Genomic DNA, 16,080 nt, shown 5'->3' on the forward strand with positions numbered 1-16,080 from the left:
CACGACGCGGTCGGGCTTCCGCGGTCCACGCGGTCAGGCGCTGGCCTGAGCACCACTCTTCGACTGGAATTCCCTCTCGACGACGTCGATCTGGTCGAGTTGCGTGAGGATCTCGCCCGGCGTTCCGTCGCCGATCATCTTCTGCAGGAACGGCGAGTGATCGAAGAAGAGGTCACGCACGGGGCGTAGGGGTGCCGGGATGTGATGGAAGATCTTGCCCAGCTTGTAGGCCGTGTCGACCTGGAAGGCCGTGTGGGGCTTCCGCGGTGTCTCATAGGCTTCGAGTGCTGAGGCGAGCGCGACCGGGTCCGAGATATCGACTCCCGCGATTCGGCGACCGAGGAAGTAGCCGTCTTCGATCGACATACCCGCGCCGTACGCGGCATAGGGCGACGTGGGGTGTGCCGCGTCGCCGACGAGCGTGGCGCGGCCCTTCGACCACTTCTCAAGCGGGGGGCGGTCACGAATCGGCCAGCGCTGCAGGCGTGCGGGATCGGTCGCTGCGATCAGCTCAGGCAAGGGAGAAGCGAAGCCCTTCGCCATCGCCGTTGCTGTCTCGTGCAGGTCCCCCGTGAACTCCTTCGAGGAGTCGAAAGCACCGAGCACCCACCACTGGTATCCCGCTCGGCCTTCGTGCCGAATCGACGTCCAGCTGCCCTGGATGGTTCGTGTGTGCGAGACCACACAGCGCCCGGTCGGCACATCGAGAGTGTCGTCGAAGGTGAACCCACCGATGATGTGGAGGTTGTGCTCACGCTTCGGGGCGTCGCCCCAGAGCGTGCGGCGAACCAGCGAGTCGATGCCGTCTGCGCCGACGAGCAGGTCAGCCTCGAGAACGCTGCCGTCGGCCAGTTTCAGCCGAACTCCTGAATCGTCCTGTTCGAAGGACTCGACCTGGGTGTTCGTCCGCAGGACGCCCTCGGGGATGGTCTGCAGCAACCGGCTGTAGAGCTGGGGGCGCAGCATGCCGATGAATCCACCGCCGAACTGGTCGACGACATCCTGCGGCAGATGCACGACCGCCCTGACGCGCCCGGATGCGCTGCGGAACTCGGACTGGCAGGGAGCGCCGAGGTCGACCGTGTCGACACCCATCAGCCCCAGCGCCTTGATGGGCGGCGGCCAGAGATTCAGGATATTGCCGGCCGGGCGGGCGGCCGGGTAGCGCTCGAGCATGATGACGTCGTGCTCGGTCTGTGAGATGGAGAGGGCGGCGGCCATTCCGGCCGGGCCCGCTCCCATGACGATGACGCGTCCTTTTTTTGTCATTGTGTTCTCCTCATTGAGTTGACTGGTGTGGGGTGGACGTGGAACGACGTTGTCGGTTCTAGAGTTCGGTCTCGTGCATGACGGGTGCATCTGACAACACACCGTCGAGGCTCGCGATGAACCGCTGGGTGTGCTCATGCCTCATGTGGGCGTCCAGAGCCGCGCGGTCACGCCACAGTTCGACACCGATGATGGCGTCGCTGTCGAGGGCGGCGGCGAAGGTGTAGCTCACGCAACCCTCATCGCCTTGAGTCGCTTCGCTGACCTTGCGGGCGAGAGCGATGAGTCGGTCGCGGGCCTCCGGATGAGCGGTGGCGCTTCCCGTGATGAGAATCATTGAGTGTCCTGACGTCGTTGTCGTAAAACCGTAGTGCGCACTACGTTTCTATCCGCCATGGCACAATGTGTCAAGGCTTTTCTTTGGAGGAATCACGAGTAACCCCGTCCGCCCCCCGCTCCAGAAGCGCAGCCGCGAAGCGTGGACGCGTCTCCTCGACGCCGGCGTGGAGCTCCTCGCTGAGCGCGGGTACGAAGGATTCACCATCAGCGCTCTGTGCGAAGCATCCGAGGTTGCTCCTCGGTTCATCTATGACCGGGTCGACGGCAAAGACGACCTGTTCCTGGCCGTCTATGAGCACGGTCTGGCGCGGGTGCGGCTCGGTCAGTCTGAGCTTCAGCGCGAAGATCGGTGGCACGGCCTCGCGGCCGCTCCCCTGGTGCGAGGTGCCATCGGCGAGATCGGTGCCCGTTTTCGCGAGAATGCCCCGTTCCTTCGCGCGGTCGTCCTGCTCTCGAGCACCGTCGCCGAGGTGGCGAATCGGGGCGCGCTCTACCGCGAAGAGTTCGAAGGGCAGTTCGTCGAGCTGCTCAGTCGGGTGACTGCCGAGATCCGTCATGCGGAGCCTGTAGCCGCTGTTCGCTACTGCTTCGACACCGCGTTCTCGGCCTGGGTCGTGCGAGTGGCATACGGGGCGGAGTTCTCCTCTCTCGAACTCGACGACGAGCAGTTCGATCGACACCTCCAGGAACTCGCTGTTCGCTACCTGCTGCGCTGAGGCCCCTGACGAAGGCACCGGCTTCGCGAGCCCAGACAGGCGCAGCCGTCTCCCCCGTCAGCTCTCCCTGACTTCGGCGAGGAGGGCCCGGGCCGCCATGCCGATCACCGCACTGTAGGTGGGGTAGGCAAACCGCACGTTCGCGAGGGTCGAGACATCCACCCCCGCGGCCATGGCCGTGGTGACCGACTGGATGACCTCGATCGCGTTCTCACCCACCGCGTGGGCCCCGAGGATCAGTTCGCGGCGGCGGTCCGCGATGAGTTTCAGGAATCCGATTTCCCGATCGTCGATCACCGCGCGGTCGACCCGGGAGTAGGGCACCGTGGCCACGACACAGCTGGGGTCACGGTCGCGGGCCTGCTGCTCGGTGAGTCCGACCCCGGCATAGTCGGGGTCGGTGAAACCACCGGCCGGGAGCAGGTGGTGGGGTGTGCGCCGGTTGGCGCCGAGCACAGCATTCTCAGCCGCAGCCTCACCCTCGAACTGCGCAGCCTGGACGAGCATGTCCCGCCCGTTCGCGTCCCCGACGGCGAAGATGTGCGGCACGATGGTGCGGAAGTACTGGTCGGCAGGGATGGCGGATCGAACCACCTCGATGCCCGCGTTCGCAAGGCCCAGGTCTTCGACATCGGCCGGCCAGCCCGTGGCCATGATGACGACGTCGACATCCCTCGTCGATGTCTTACCGGCTTCCCGCCAGGTGAGCGCGATGGTGCCGTCCGCCGTGCGGGCGAGTCTGTCGACACCGTCGATCCCGGTCCGCACGTCGACGCCCTGCTCGGCGAAGGAGTGGGAGACGACATCCGAGATCGAGGCGTCCGACGCCATCAGCACGCGCGGTGCCACGTCGAGCAGGGTCACCTCAGACCCGAAGGAGTTGAAGACGGTGACGAGTTGCGCCCCCGTGTTGCCCGCACCGATGACAGCGACCCGCCGCGGCAGTACCGGCAGGGCCAGCACCTCTTCGGGCACCGTCGCGAGCTCGCTGCCCGGGATCGGGAGCCGCCGGGAGTGCCCACCGACGCAGATCAGGATCGACGACGCCGTTATCCGTCGCCCACTGTCGAGAACAAGAGTCGAGTCGTCAACGAACCGTGCCCGTCCCTCGTGCACGAGATCGATTCCGGCCTCGGCGAACCGCTCGGCCTCGCGCTTGATGGAACGCACCCTGTCGACGCGCTCACCGACACGGGCGACGGTCGCCCGCCAGTCGATGACGGGCTCCCGAACCTCGACACCGTAGACGTCCGCATGGCGGGTCTCACGGATGAGACGCGCCGTCTTCGCGAGAACACGTGTCGGCACACAGCCCGTGTTCACGCACGTTCCGCCGACGCGCGCGGCCTCCAGCACGACCACCCGGGCACCGAGCTCTGCGGCCCGGAGCGCTGCAGCCGTGCCGGCCGGGCCCGCCCCGATCACGGCGACGTCGTAGTGCGCGGAGGTGTCTGGCATGAGGTCCTCGTTCGGTCGGCAGGAATCTGTGTTCGAGCCGACCCTATCCGGGACCGGGGCGCGCGAGTGTCACCGACCCCCGCAGCGTTCGTCAGGCCAGAGCGGCCCGAGCGTCGGCGACCGCGTCGGCGAACCAGCGGGTGATCGACTGGGGGTGCGTGATGGCCGTGCCGACGACGACCGCGAAAGCGCCCGCCGTCAGGCAGGCATACGCCTGGGCAGGCGTGTGGATGCGGCCCTCCGCGATGACGGGTACGGCGAGGCGACCGGCCAGGGCAGCGAGCAACTCCAGGTCGGGGCCCTCGGTCTTCGGCCGGTCGCCCGTGTACCCGCTGAGGGTGGTGCCGACACAGTCCGCCCCCGCGTCTTCAGCGGCGAGGCCATCGTCGAACGACCCCACGTCGGCCATCACCAGCGTACCGGTCTCGTCGTGCAGGCGCCGAACCGTCTCGGCGAGAGTGAGGCCGTCGGGCCGCACCCGGCGCGTACCGTCGATCGCGACGATCTCGGCACCCGCCCTCACCACGGCGAGAGCATGCTCGAACGTCGGCGTGATGAAGACATCGTCATGGCCGTCCTTCCAGAGGCCGATCTGGGGCAGCGCCACGCGTTCGTGGATGAGGGCGATGTCCGCGAGGCCCTGTGCACGGATTCCGACCGCACCGCCCCGCACCGCGGACTCGGCGATCTGCGTCATCGTCTCGGCGTGGCGCATGGGCTCGCCGGGATAGGCCTGGCACGACACGATCAGCCCTCCCCGCACCGAGAGAAGTGTCGACGGAACCTCGGCAGCGAGCCCGCTCATGCGTTCGCTCCCGCCTCGGCGAGTGCTGGATGCTCGCTGCGGAACACGGCAGCCGCCCCCGCGAGCGCGGCATCTCCACCCAACTCTGCGGGCACGATGGGGCAGGCCCGAAGCACCGGGATGACCTCGGTCTCGACTCCGCGCGACACCGCCGACCACCACCGGTCACCGCCGTCACTCAACCCTCCGCCGACCACGACGACATCGGGGTCGAGGGCGTTGATGAGGCCGCCGAGCGTGCGGCCGAGCGCCACGCCGGCGGAGTCGATCACCGTGGCGGCGAGGGGATCGCCGTCGTCGGCGAGTGCGAAGACGGCCTCCGCGTGCGCAACTGGCTCCCCCGCGGCGGGCAGCGCGCGGGCCCGGTACAACGAGGCGATCGCCGGCCCCGAGGCCACGGCCTCGAGATGTCCGCTCCGCCCGCAGGTGCACGGCAGGCCCGAGGCCTCAGCGGAGGGCATGTGCCCGAGGTGTCCGGATGCACCGTGGGCGCCGGTCTGCACCGTTCCGTCGATGACGAGGGCGCCTCCGATCCCGGTGCCGGCGGCGACCATCAACACCGTTCGCACGCCCCGGCCTGCGCCGAAACGGGACTCACCCACGGCATGGGCGTGTACATCGTTGACGACGGAGACGGGCATCCGGAGCCGTGTCGAAAGGACGCGTGCCAGCGGCGTACCGGCCCAGCCGGGCAGGGAGGAGGTCGCCGAGACGACACGGCCGACACCCGGTTCGATGACCCCGGCCGAGCCCACACCGCACCCCAGCACGGGCGAGGCACCCGACTGCGAGAGCACGTCGATGGCGAGCCTGATCGCGGTTTCGACCACGGCTTCGGGTCCGAGATCGGCGGGTGTGCGGGCGGATGCCCGGGCCCAGACCCGGCCGTCCGGGTCGACAAGGCCGGCGGCCGTCTTGGTGCCGCCGATGTCGATACCGAGAACCAGGTCGCCGGCACTCATCGAACGAGCAGTCCCGCGCGGTCGACGATCGCGTTGATGAGGTCGGTGGTGTCGTTGTCGAGCGGCGGCACCGGCGGCGACATGCGGTTGGTGGCGATGACGCCCAGTCGGACGAGGGCCGTCTTGAATGCGCCGAGGCCGGCAGCCTCACCACTCACACCCTGCGCCTGGAAGACGATCTCGAAGAGCGCGCAGAGGTCTTCCTGCAGGTCCCGTGCACGGTCCCACTCCGCATTCTGCGAAGCGTTGTACATCTCGACGTAGCGGCGCGGGTCGACGTTTCCCAGACCGGGAACGATGCCGTCGGCGCCCCAGAGCAGCGCACCGTCGGCCACCACCTCATGCCCGGTGAAGAGCACAAGCGGGCTGCCGGCCGCCCGGTTGGCCAGAACGAGGCGACGGAACGCGACGTCGTCGCCGCTGGAGTCCTTCACTCCCGCGATGACACCCTCGCTGCCGAGCCGCACGAGCATCTCGACCGAGAGCTTGTTGTACACCCGCACCGGCACGTCGTAGGCGAACACCGGCAGCGTGGTGGCAGCGGCGAGCAGGCGGAAGTGGGCTTCGATCTCGGCAGCGCTCGGCCGGGCGTAGAAGGGAGCGGTCGCGACGATGGCGTCGGCACCGGCCGCTTCGACGAGCTGCAGCTGGTCGATCATCCGCGCCGGCGTCATCTCGTTGAGCCCGACGACGATCGGTACGCGCCCGGCCGTGACACGAACGGCCTCCTCGATGACCGTGCGCCGCTCGGCGTCGGTCAGAAAGGCGACCTCGCCCGACGAACCGAGCACGAAGAGGCCGTGAACCCCACCGGCGATCAGGTACTCGATGAGGGTGCCGAACGAGTGCAGGTCGAGGGCGCCGTCGGCCGTGCGGGGGGTGACGACGGGCGGGATGACGCCGTGGAAGCGGGGGGTGGTCATGGTGGTTCTCCTTGCGTTGGTGACGAGAGGTGTGGAAAGTCGGCGGCAGGGCTCCGAGGTGTGGTGGGCCCGCCTGTCGGGTCAGTGCGTCAGCAGCCCGGGAGCGGCGCCGAGCAACGTACGGGTGTAGGGATCGGCCGGATGCTCGAACACCTGCCGCGCCGTACCGTCTTCGACCACCCGCCCGAAGTACATGACGAGAATGCGGTCGGAGACGTAGCGCACGGTCTGGATGTCGTGCGAGATGAAGACCATGCCGAGCCCGAGTTGCACCTTGAGGTCGGTGAGCAGGTTCAGGATCTGCGCCCGCACCGACACGTCGAGCGCCGACGTCGGTTCATCGGCCACGATCACGTCGGGTTCCAGGGCCAGCGAGCGGGCGATCGCGACGCGCTGGCGCTGGCCGCCCGAGATCTGCGAGGGGAGCACTTCGGCGGCCGATGGCGGCAGTCCGACGAGGGCGAGCAACTCGGCCACGCGGCTCTCCCGGGCAGCCTTCGAGCCGATGCCGTGCACGTTCAGTGGATCGATCAGCACGTCGTGCACGCTCATGCGGGGGTTGAGCGCGGTGGCAGGATCCTGGAAGATCACCGACACGGCCTTGCCGTACGCCTTCGCCGTCGACGCCGACCGCCTGTCGATGTTCGTTCCGCGAAAGAAGACAGAGCCCGATGTCGGCTTCTGCAGCCCCACCATCACCCGCGCGAGCGTCGACTTGCCGCAACCCGACTCCCCGACGACGCCGATGGTCTCACCACGGTGAACGCTGAGGCTCACGTCGTTGACGGCGTGCACGCGGTCGGGCCGGAAGAGCCCACCGGTCCGCGCTTTGTGCACCACGTGGATGTTCTCGAGCCGCAGGATCTCGGTCGTGTTCGCTGTGCCGGTCATCGCCGCACCTCCAGTTCATCGACGGGCAGGCCGATTCCGGCCGCCAGTTCGTCGCCGACCGGCAGGTCGACGGGGTTGAAACTCGCGAAGGAGTGCTCGGTGCCCGGGATGAACTGCAGCTCCGGTCGCTCCGCACGAACGGCAGACCCGCTGAGTGAACGCGAAGCGAACCGGTCGCCCGAAGCGAAATCGCGGGGAGAAGGCACCATGCCGGGGATCTGGTGCAGGCGCTCCGCCCCGTCTTCGATCGAGAGCACCGACCCGAGCAGCCCTCGGGTGTACTCGTGCTGGGGCCTGGTGAGCAGGCTCGTCGTCGGGGCCGATTCCACCACCTGCCCGGCGTACATCACGGTGATGCGGTGCGCGAGCTCTGCCACCAGGGCGAGGTCGTGACTGACGAACACCATTGCGAAGCCGAGCTTCTCGCGCAGGTCGTTCAGCAGGTCGATCACCTGCGCCTGCACCGTCACGTCGAGTGCGGTGGTGGGCTCGTCGGCGACGATGAGCTTGGGGCTGCGGGTGAGCGCCAACGCGATGAGGACCCTCTGCCGCTGGCCACCGCTCAGTTCGTGCGGGTAGCTCTTGAGCGTGCGGGCAGGATCGAGCCCGACCAGGTCGAGCAGTTCCTCGGCGGTGCGGGTTCCGCCCCGCTTCAGCAGTTGGTTCAGCTGGCTGCGGATGAGCATCGACGGGTTCAGCGAGCTGAGAGCGTCCTGGTAGACCATCGACATGTCGTGGCCACGGAGCGCATTGCGCTGGCCGGGCGCCAGTTCGAGCAGGTTCCTGCCCTCGAAGAGGATCTCGCCGGTGACCTTCGCCGACGCAGGCAGCAGCCCCATGATCGCCAGGCTGGTGATGCTCTTGCCACAGCCCGACTCGCCCACGAGCGCCATCGTCTCGTCGGGTCGCACGGAGAAGCTCACGTTGTCGACCACGGCGACGTCGCCGTGCCGCTCCGGGAACCGGATGCTCAGATTCTTGACCTCGAGGAGCGGGTCCGCGCTTCCGCGGTAGACCAGACGGTCGGTACGGCCTCGTTCGGCCACCCGCAGCTGATCGAGGTGGCGCCGGAGCGTCTCGGGCTCATAGAGCGTCGCGGCGGTCGTGACGGTGGCCAGCTCGGCCTCCGACCCGTCGACCTCGGCGACAGCCGCCACGGCGGCAGCGTTCTTGCGCACGCTCGGCCGCACCATGGCGTCGGTGATTCCCTCGGCGAGGATGTTGAGGGCGAGCACCGTGAGCAGGATGAGGAGGCCGGGGAAGAAGGTGGCCCACCAGCCGCCGCTCAGCAGCAGGTTTCGCCCGTACGAGATGACATTGCCCCATGAGGGCGCCGGATCCTGCACGCCTGCACCGATGAACGACAGGCTCGCCTCGAACACGATGGCGTCGGCGACGAGGATGGTCGCGAAGACCATCACCGGCGCCGCACAGTTGCGGGCGACGTGCTTCAGCAGGATGTACCCGGTGCGCGCGCCCATCACCCGTTCGGCCGACACATAGTCTTCACCGAACTGGCTGAGCACGTTCGCCCTGACGATGCGCGAGAGCTGCGGAACATAGAGGAACGCGAGCGTGCAGATCAGCACCGGCAGCGATTTGCCGAACACCGCCACGAAGACGACGGCGAGCGCGATGCCGGGGAACGACATCACGATGTCGAGCAGGCGCATGATCGTCTCGGCGACGGCCTTCCTGGCGGTCGCGGCGATCGAGCCGAGTACAGCGGCCACGACGAGTGCGATGACTGTCGCCCCGAGGCCGATGGCGAGCGAGTAGCGTGCCCCGTACACCAGGCGGGCATAGATGTCCCGGCCGGTGCGATCGGTGCCGAACCAGTGATCGGCCGAGGGCGGCTGTGCAGGGATGCCGGACTCGAGCGGGTCGTGCAGCGCCACAAGCGGGGCGAAGACGGCGGCCAGCACGATGAGCACGAAGAAGACGAGAGCGATCTTCGACCCGATCGGCAGCGCTTTCAGGCGGAGCCCTGGTGTGCTCAGGCGTTCGGTGAGCGTACGGCGCATGATCAGACCGTCCTGATTCGTGGGTTGATGAGCAGATAGAGCATGTCGACGACGATGTTGACGATCACGAAGGTGAGAGCAATGATCAGCGTCACGCCCTGCACCAGGTTCGTGTCACCCGAGGTCACTCCGTTCAGAATGAGCTTGCCCATGCCCGGCAGGTCGAAGATGACCTCGATCACCACCGCGCCACCCAGCAGGTAACCCACCCGCAGTCCCAGAACCGTCACCGGCGTGATGAGGGCGTTGCGAAGCACGTTGCGGCCCACGACCACCCTCATCGGCAGGCCCGATCCGATGGCCGTCCGGACGTAGTCCCGGTCGAGTTCTTCGACCATCGACGTACGGACGACCCTGGTGAGTGAGGCTGCCACCGGAATGCCGAGAGCGAGAGCGGGCAGCCAGAGCGACTGCAGCCAGCCGGTGAACGAGTCGCCCGGGTTGACGTAGCCGCCGCTCGGAAACCACTGCAGGTCGAGGGCGAACGACTTGATGAGCAGGATGGCCAGCCAGAACGACGGCGTCGCGATGCCGGCGATCGACACCACCCTGATCAGCTGGTCAGGCCACCGGTCGCGGTAGAGCGCAGCCAGCACACCCAGCACGAGCGACAGCACGACCGCGATCAGCAGCCCGAGGAACGTGAGCTGCAGGGTGAGCGGGAACGCGGTCGAGATGAGCGAGGTGACCGGCTGGGCGGGAGGCACCGTGTCGCCGAGGTTGCCCGTGAAGAGCCCGCCGAGAAAGCGGAAGTACTGCACGAAGAACGGATCGGTCAGCCCATGCGAAACGCGGTAGGCCTGCTTGGCTGCCTCCGTGGCGCTCTCACCGAGCGCATTGGTGGCGGCATCCGTCGGCGTGAACTGCATCACGAAGAAGACGAGCAGCGTGATGCCGAGCACCATGAACGGCAGCCAGACGAGCCGCCGCCCGGCCAGCCTCAGCAGCGCGATCATACGGTCGAACCGACGTCGAGGAACGACAGCCCGGTGATCGACAGCGGTTTGAAACCGGGGACCTTTGCGGGGTCGTACGCCGTGGGCAGCTTGCGGTGGAAGAGAGGGTAGAGAGGAACGTTTTCAGAGATGATGTCGTAGATCTGGCCCCAGGTCGCCTTCTGGGCGGCGTCGTCGGTCGCTGACGCGGCCTCGTTGAGCAACGACGTCACCTCGGCGAACTCGGGTGTGCCCGCCCAGCGGTAGCGGCTGACCGGCCAGACCGAACCGGCGAACCACCAGCGCAGCAGAAGGTCGGCGTCGGGGCCGAACACCGACGGGTCACCGGGTGCGACCATGACCTGCAGCTCTCCGCCGTCGACCTTCTTGTACTGGCCGCCCGACTGGCCGATGTCGAGGGTCGTGGCGATGCCCACCGAGTCGAGGCTCTCCTTGATCAGCGGTGCGACGTCTTTCACCCAGGCCGTGTCGGTGGTCAGGAGCGTCACGGCGAGGTTGGAGACGCCGGCGTCTGCGAGCAACTGCTTCGCCTTGGCCGGGTCATAGCTGTAGACCGTCTTCGCCTCTACATAGGCGGGGTGGTCTTTCGGCACGAAGCTCGTCGCAGCGGTCGCGTTGCCGAGCAGCGCGGTGTTGATCACCTTGTCCATGTCGATGGCATAGAAGAAGGCCTGGCGAACGCGCTTGTCGTCGAACGGGGCGACCTGGCAGTTGAACATCATGAAGAGCAGGCCGAACGACTGCACGGAGTCGACCGTCAACGTCTTGGCCAGCCCGTCTGCATCGAGATAGGGCACGTCCTCGATGGCTTCGACCCGGCCCGACTGCGCCGCGGTGACCCGGGCTGACGCATCCGAGAGAAGATTCCAGGTCATGCCGGCGGCCAGTGCGGGCCGCGATCCGTTGTAGGCGTCGAAACGCTCGAACACGATCTTGTCGTCTTTCGTGGCCGAGACGTACTTGTACGGCCCCGAGCCCACGGGCAGGCTGTCGTAGGCAGCTTGATCGGCGGTCACCAGCGCCTTCGGAACGATCTTGACGACCGAGATGCGGGTCGGGAAGAGGCTGAAGGCGTATTTCAGCTTGAACTGCACGGTCGAGGCGTCGACAGCGGTCACCGAATCGATGAACGGCAGGAAGCCGAGATAGAGGGAGTTGTTCGCCGGGTCGAGCACCCGGGTGAACGAGAAGACGACGTCGTCGATCGTCACCGGGCTGCCGTCATGGAACGTGGCGCCGCTCCGGAGTGTCGCCTTCCAGGTCGTGTCGTCGACCTGGGTCGGCAGTGACGTGGCGAGAGCGGCGTAGGGCGTACGGGTGACGGGGTCGAGGTCGACGAGACCCTCGAGCACGTGCCAGTTGCCGGCCACGGTCAGCGCGGCCGAGGTGGTCATGGGGTCGAAGCCGGTCGAAAGAGGGTACGACATTCCGGCGGTGATGAGGCCGTCGGTCTTGACCGGGCCGGCCGACCCGCCGGCGGCACCGTTGGCCCCGGTTGTCGAGCCCGGGCCGGAACACGCCGCCAGTGCGGCGACGATGCCCATGGCGCCAACGGAGCCGATGAAGGCGCGGCGGCTGGTCTGCAGGTGGAGCACGTCTTTGAGCATGTTCTGCCTTTCGAGAGAATATCGGACATCAGATGTCCTAAGTCGATACACTGAAGCTAATACCTCACCGCACGAAAGGTCAAGCGCGAGATGGAATTCCCTACAACTCCTGCAGTCGAAGCGTTCACCGTCGAACCCGGCCATCGTCGCAACACGGTCACCGACCAGATCAAGAACTACATCCTGAAGAACGATCTGCGACCCGGCGACCTGATGCCCACCGAGACGGAGATCTGCGCAACGCTCGGCGTGAGCCGGTCGAGCGTTCGCGAGGCCATCCGCACCCTGCAGGCCCTTGACATCGTCGAGGTGCGCCACGGGTACGGCACCTATGTCGGCAACCTGTCGCTTGCGCCCCTCGTCGAAGGACTCGTCTTTCGCGGTGTCCTCAGCCCCGAGAACAACTTCGCCGCGCTCCGCGAGGTGGTCGAGGTCCGCGAGGCGCTCGATCTGGCGATGGCGCCGGCGATCGTTGCGGCGCTGAACGGATCGGCCGACTCCGTCCTCAAGGAACTGGTGGCCGTGATGGTCACGAAGTCCACGGCTGGCGAATCCTTCCCCGACGAGGACCTGGCGTTCCACTCCCGACTGCTGAGCTATCTCGACAACGCTCTCGTGGGTCAGCTCGTTGCGGCGTTCTGGGAGGTCAACACGGTCGTCTACCCCCTGCTCGGCCTCCCGCCTGCGGCAGACATGGACGAGACGGCGAAGGCCCACGGCGCCATGCTCGATGCCGCCCAGACCGGAGACCTCGAGGCCTACAAGAAGGCCGTCATCGACCACTACCAGCCCCTTCGTCGTGCTCTCGAGAAGGCGACCACGGTGCACTGAGGTCACCTGAAGGCGGCTCGGGCACTGGACATAGGATGTCTGATGTGGTTGGGTGGGCGGACCTTCAGTAGAAACGAGATCCCTCATGCTCGCAAATCTCAACGGCTGGCACGCCGTCGTCGTCATCGCCGTTCTCCTCCTGCTCTTCGGAGCAACGAAGCTGCCGGCGCTCGCCCGCAGCCTCGGGCAGTCGGCTCGAATCCTCAAAGACGAGGTCAAGCCAGAGCTCCGCACCCCCGCCTCCACCGATGACGTTTAGAGTCGCGGTCGTCGGCACCGGGGCCTTCGCCCGCGAGCACGTGCTCGCGCTGCAGGGAATCCCCGGCGTCACCATCACCCACGTCGCCGGCTCCGATCTCGGCCGAGCCTCCGCCCTCGCGGCGCTGGCCGGCGGGGCGGCCGCCACCACCGACATCCACACCGCCGTCAGCGGGGACGATGTCGACGCTGTCGACGTGGTCAACGCCACGCCCGACCACCACCGGTGGACCGTGGCCGCAGGTGAGGCGGGCAAGCACGTGCACGTCGACAAGCCCGCCGCTCTCACCGTGAGCGACTTCGACGAGATGGTGGAGGCGACCGAAGGCCGTGAAGGCACTCTGATGGTCGGCCAGACCGTGCGCTTCCAACCGGTGATCACCGAGTTGCAACAGGCTCTTGCACGCGGCGACATCGGCGACCCGAAGCTGCTGCACGTCAGCTGGTACACCGGGCATGTCTGGCCGAACGGCTGGCGGGGATGGCAGCTCGACCTGTCACGGTCGGGTGGGCACCCCGTGCACAACGGCACACACAGCATCGATCTCGCCGTCTGGCTGACCGGTTCGCGGCCCGTCGAGGTGTTCGCGCGCAACTTTCCCACCTTCGCAGCGGAGATGCCCATGCCCGACAGCTTCCAGGTGCAGGTGCGGTTCGAGAACGGAGCGCTCGCAACGCTCGAGCTCTGCTACGCCCTGCGCCAGCCGGGAGAGTTCCTGCGGCGAATCGTGCTCGTCGGCACTGAAGGCACGCTGGCGCACAGCACCGACGACGATCCGGGGCTGTCGTCGCCCGGTCATCCGGTCGCCCCACCCTCGATCGAGAACGCCCTGAACCTGCAGCTTGCACACTGGGTGCGGGCGGCGCAGGGCCTCGAACCCTTCATCGTCACGACGACGGAGGCGCGCGTGGCGCTGGCGACCGCGGTCGCAGCGCAGCGGTCCCTCGAGTCCGGCCAGCCCGTGCGGGTCGACCATGGCGAACCGGGCAACCGAGTGACGGGAGTCGCGGCATGAGCGCTCCGCTCAGAGTGAGTTTCGCCTCAGGCGTGCGGCATGCGCTGCCCTACCTCCAGCTGCTCGGCCGTGACCCGCGCGTCGAGATCGTCGGGGTGGCAGAGCACGACGACTGCCCCGACTGGATGATCGCCGACAGCCGCCGCGCGGCAGCAGATGCAGGCGTACCGTGGCTCGGCGACATCGCGCGGGCCCTCGATTCCCAGGCCGTCGACCTTGTCGTGGTCTGCAGCGAACCGACCCGGCACGCCCGGCTGGCCATCGACGCCCTCGAGCGCGGCATAGACGTGCTCATCGACAAGCCGGTAGCGGCGACCCTGGCCGACGCGGATGCCGTCGCAGCGGCCGCCCACCGCTCCGGCCGGATCTGCACCGTCGTGAACCGCACCCACGCCCCGGGGCTTCGCCGGGCCCGTGCCTGGGTCGACGCCGGGCACCTCGGCCTGCCGCGGCACATCGACGTCGAGTTCCTCGCGAGCGGCGCCCACTTCGCCACGTCGGTCGAGCGCCCCGAGCTGGTCGTCGACCCCGCCCTCAGCGGTGGCGGCGAGCTGCTGAACTTTCTGGGCTACTGCGTCGACAGCATCCGGTACCTGACCGGCCTCGAGACGGTGAGCGTCTACGCGATGGCCGGCTCGCTGTTCGACAATGGGCACGCTCGCTTCGGTGTCGAAGACACGGCGGTCGTCTCGCTGGGGCTCGAACACGGAGTGACAGCAACCGTGACCGTCGGTCGCGTTCCCTTCGCTCCCGGGCTCGGGCCGACAAGCACGAGCATCCGGCTCCTCGGATCTCACGGGCACGCGAGCATCGACGATGACCGGCCGGCCGTCACGCGCTTCGGCCATGAACCGTCGGTCAGCTCCCACGCCCTCGGCGGAGGCGGATCGGAGGCCGCACTGGCCGGGTTCTTCACCCACCTCGTCGATGCACTGGCGGCCGGGCGGGCGCCGGACTACGGCATTGCGGATGCCCGCGCCTCCGTCTCGGTGATCGACGCCGCCTACCGGGCCATCGCTTCGGGTGCCGTCACGGTGCCGCGATGATCGTCGGCGCCTATGCGGCCTCGCCGCCCGACCTCGCCGCGGCACCGGAGCTCGAAGAGCAGTGGTACCGCCGTCTGCGCCGGGCGCCGGGTATCACCGGGCTGGAGCTGCCCTTCACCACAACGCTTCACCCGGAGGGCATGGCGAGGCTCGCGCACCTGCTCGACCAAGCCTGGCGAAACGTCGTGACCTGTGTTCCGGGAACCGGTCGCATCCTCCTCACCGATCCGTTCTACGGTCTGGCTTCGGACGACCCGGCAGGCCGCCGACGCGCACTCGACGATCTGCGAACGGTGCACGCCGAGGTCACGGAGCTGTCCGACGTGCTCGGGGCGGGATGCGTGCAGGCGATCCAGGTGCAGTCGGCACCGAACCGCACCGTCGCCTCGTCGTCGGCCGCTGCCTTCGCCGCATCGCTGGCCGAACTCCAGGCGCTCGACTGGCAGGGAGCCGCCCTGATGGTGGAGCACTGCGACGCGTTCCTGCCGGATGCCGCGTGGGCTGCCCAGAAGGGTTTTCTCACGCTGGAGGAGGAGATCAGTGCGGTTCAGGATGCCCGGGCGAGCGTCACGCGCCTCGGCCACACCATCAACTGGGCACGATCGGTCATCGAGACCCGCGATCCCCTGGAGGCGAACCGCCATTCGGCACTGCTCCGCGAGACGGGTGCACTCACCGCACTGATGTTCTCGGGGGTCTCTCCCGACAAGACGGGCTACGGCGAGGCCTGGCTGGATGCGCACCTGCCCCCCGCTCCGGAACTCCCCTCTGCGGGGCTTCCGGAAGCAGACGGCGCCGAACCGGCGTCACTGCTCACGACCGAGGCGATGGGTGCAGCCCTGGCCACCGCGGGCCCGCTGCTCTACGCCGGGGTGAAGGTGGGTGCTAAGCCGGGAGCGACATCCGTCGACCAGCGCCTCCAGCCCACCCTTCTGACGCTCGGCGCGCTCGCTGCCCTCACGAGCTGAGCCCGGCCGCC

Annotated in this window: 16 protein-coding genes; 6 read left to right on the top strand and 10 right to left on the bottom strand. The window is 67.8% G+C overall.

The features are described 5' to 3' along the window. Positions 1–33: 33 nt before the first annotated feature. Positions 34–1,269: an FAD-dependent oxidoreductase gene (locus FB464_RS12700; RefSeq protein ID WP_116413527.1), complete on the bottom strand. Its 1,236-nt coding sequence runs from the start codon at positions 1,267–1,269 to the stop codon at positions 34–36. Positions 1,270–1,327: 58 nt separating this feature from the next. Continuing rightward, on the bottom strand, positions 1,328–1,606 hold the full coding sequence (locus FB464_RS12705; RefSeq protein WP_116413526.1) for a putative quinol monooxygenase: 279 nt from the start codon (positions 1,604–1,606) through the stop codon (positions 1,328–1,330). A 67-nt stretch (positions 1,607–1,673) separates the two neighbouring features. Between FB464_RS12705 and FB464_RS12710 the strand changes: the two genes are divergently transcribed. Next, positions 1,674–2,324, top strand: a complete 651-nt coding sequence (locus FB464_RS12710) for a TetR/AcrR family transcriptional regulator (RefSeq protein ID WP_281279774.1) — start codon at positions 1,674–1,676, stop codon at positions 2,322–2,324. 57 nt (positions 2,325–2,381) lie between these two features. Here the strand turns inward: FB464_RS12710 and FB464_RS12715 are convergent, their stop codons facing one another. From FB464_RS12715 to FB464_RS12750, 8 genes are all read right to left on the bottom strand, one after another. Then, positions 2,382–3,782: a dihydrolipoyl dehydrogenase family protein gene (locus tag FB464_RS12715; RefSeq protein ID WP_116413525.1), complete on the bottom strand. Its 1,401-nt coding sequence runs from the start codon at positions 3,780–3,782 to the stop codon at positions 2,382–2,384. Positions 3,783–3,873: 91 nt separating this feature from the next. Continuing rightward, complete coding sequence (locus FB464_RS12720) at positions 3,874–4,587, bottom strand: N-acetylmannosamine-6-phosphate 2-epimerase (RefSeq protein ID WP_116413524.1); 714 nt, start codon at positions 4,585–4,587, stop codon at positions 3,874–3,876. Then, positions 4,584–5,549, bottom strand: a complete 966-nt coding sequence (locus tag FB464_RS12725) for an ROK family protein (RefSeq protein ID WP_116413523.1) — start codon at positions 5,547–5,549, stop codon at positions 4,584–4,586. Before FB464_RS12725 ends, FB464_RS12720 begins: the two co-directional genes overlap by 4 nt. Beyond that, positions 5,546–6,472: a dihydrodipicolinate synthase family protein gene (locus FB464_RS12730; protein ID WP_116413522.1), complete on the bottom strand. Its 927-nt coding sequence runs from the start codon at positions 6,470–6,472 to the stop codon at positions 5,546–5,548. Before FB464_RS12730 ends, FB464_RS12725 begins: the two co-directional genes overlap by 4 nt. Before the next feature lie 81 nt (positions 6,473–6,553). Beyond that, positions 6,554–7,363, bottom strand: coding sequence for an ABC transporter ATP-binding protein (locus FB464_RS12735; RefSeq protein WP_116413521.1), 810 nt, complete (start codon positions 7,361–7,363; stop codon positions 6,554–6,556). Next, positions 7,360–9,387, bottom strand: a complete 2,028-nt coding sequence (locus tag FB464_RS12740) for a dipeptide/oligopeptide/nickel ABC transporter permease/ATP-binding protein (RefSeq protein ID WP_116413520.1) — start codon at positions 9,385–9,387, stop codon at positions 7,360–7,362. Before FB464_RS12740 ends, FB464_RS12735 begins: the two co-directional genes overlap by 4 nt. Before the next feature lie 2 nt (positions 9,388–9,389). Then, the gene (locus FB464_RS12745; RefSeq protein WP_116413519.1) at positions 9,390–10,343 is read right to left on the bottom strand and encodes an ABC transporter permease; all 954 of its coding nucleotides are present in this window, start codon (positions 10,341–10,343) and stop codon (positions 9,390–9,392) included. After that, on the bottom strand, positions 10,340–11,950 hold the full coding sequence (locus tag FB464_RS12750; protein ID WP_116413518.1) for an ABC transporter substrate-binding protein: 1,611 nt from the start codon (positions 11,948–11,950) through the stop codon (positions 10,340–10,342). The genes FB464_RS12745 and FB464_RS12750 overlap by 4 nt, the downstream gene beginning before the upstream one ends. A 90-nt stretch (positions 11,951–12,040) precedes the next feature. On the opposite strand from FB464_RS12750, the gene FB464_RS12755 reads away from it, so the two are divergent. The 5 genes from FB464_RS12755 (at position 12,041) to FB464_RS12775 (ending at position 16,069) form a co-directional block, all read left to right on the top strand. Next, positions 12,041–12,781: a FadR/GntR family transcriptional regulator gene (locus FB464_RS12755; RefSeq protein WP_116413517.1), complete on the top strand. Its 741-nt coding sequence runs from the start codon at positions 12,041–12,043 to the stop codon at positions 12,779–12,781. Positions 12,782–12,866: 85 nt separating this feature from the next. Next, entirely contained in the window at positions 12,867–13,040 is a 174-nt protein-coding gene (locus FB464_RS12760) for a twin-arginine translocase TatA/TatE family subunit (RefSeq protein ID WP_116413516.1), read from the top strand. Next, positions 13,030–14,055: a Gfo/Idh/MocA family protein gene (locus FB464_RS12765; protein WP_116413515.1), complete on the top strand. Its 1,026-nt coding sequence runs from the start codon at positions 13,030–13,032 to the stop codon at positions 14,053–14,055. The genes FB464_RS12760 and FB464_RS12765 overlap by 11 nt, the downstream gene beginning before the upstream one ends. After that, the gene (locus FB464_RS12770; RefSeq protein WP_116413514.1) at positions 14,052–15,101 is read left to right on the top strand and encodes a Gfo/Idh/MocA family protein; all 1,050 of its coding nucleotides are present in this window, start codon (positions 14,052–14,054) and stop codon (positions 15,099–15,101) included. The genes FB464_RS12765 and FB464_RS12770 overlap by 4 nt, the downstream gene beginning before the upstream one ends. Continuing rightward, entirely contained in the window at positions 15,098–16,069 is a 972-nt protein-coding gene (locus FB464_RS12775; protein WP_116413513.1) for a DUF4862 family protein, read from the top strand. The genes FB464_RS12770 and FB464_RS12775 overlap by 4 nt, the downstream gene beginning before the upstream one ends. The last annotated feature ends 11 nt before the right edge of the window (positions 16,070–16,080 follow it).

This window comes from Subtercola boreus (assembly GCF_006716115.1).
GTDB classification, from domain to species: domain Bacteria; phylum Actinomycetota; class Actinomycetes; order Actinomycetales; family Microbacteriaceae; genus Subtercola; species Subtercola boreus.

Coding starts and splice junctions, on each gene's coding strand:
- FB464_RS12700 (WP_116413527.1), bottom strand. CDS start 1,269: ATGACAAAAAAAGGACGCGTCATCGTCATGGGAGCGGGCCCGGCCGGA.
- FB464_RS12705 (WP_116413526.1), bottom strand. CDS start 1,606: ATGATTCTCATCACGGGAAGCGCCACCGCTCATCCGGAGGCCCGCGAC.
- FB464_RS12715 (WP_116413525.1), bottom strand. CDS start 3,782: ATGCCAGACACCTCCGCGCACTACGACGTCGCCGTGATCGGGGCGGGC.
- FB464_RS12720 (WP_116413524.1), bottom strand. CDS start 4,587: ATGAGCGGGCTCGCTGCCGAGGTTCCGTCGACACTTCTCTCGGTGCGG.
- FB464_RS12725 (WP_116413523.1), bottom strand. CDS start 5,549: ATGAGTGCCGGCGACCTGGTTCTCGGTATCGACATCGGCGGCACCAAG.
- FB464_RS12730 (WP_116413522.1), bottom strand. CDS start 6,472: ATGACCACCCCCCGCTTCCACGGCGTCATCCCGCCCGTCGTCACCCCC.
- FB464_RS12735 (WP_116413521.1), bottom strand. CDS start 7,363: ATGACCGGCACAGCGAACACGACCGAGATCCTGCGGCTCGAGAACATC.
- FB464_RS12740 (WP_116413520.1), bottom strand. CDS start 9,387: ATGCGCCGTACGCTCACCGAACGCCTGAGCACACCAGGGCTCCGCCTG.
- FB464_RS12745 (WP_116413519.1), bottom strand. CDS start 10,343: ATGATCGCGCTGCTGAGGCTGGCCGGGCGGCGGCTCGTCTGGCTGCCG.
- FB464_RS12750 (WP_116413518.1), bottom strand. CDS start 11,950: ATGCTCAAAGACGTGCTCCACCTGCAGACCAGCCGCCGCGCCTTCATC.
- FB464_RS12755 (WP_116413517.1), top strand. CDS start 12,041: ATGGAATTCCCTACAACTCCTGCAGTCGAAGCGTTCACCGTCGAACCC.
- FB464_RS12760 (WP_116413516.1), top strand. CDS start 12,867: ATGCTCGCAAATCTCAACGGCTGGCACGCCGTCGTCGTCATCGCCGTT.
- FB464_RS12765 (WP_116413515.1), top strand. CDS start 13,030: ATGACGTTTAGAGTCGCGGTCGTCGGCACCGGGGCCTTCGCCCGCGAG.
- FB464_RS12770 (WP_116413514.1), top strand. CDS start 14,052: ATGAGCGCTCCGCTCAGAGTGAGTTTCGCCTCAGGCGTGCGGCATGCG.
- FB464_RS12775 (WP_116413513.1), top strand. CDS start 15,098: ATGATCGTCGGCGCCTATGCGGCCTCGCCGCCCGACCTCGCCGCGGCA.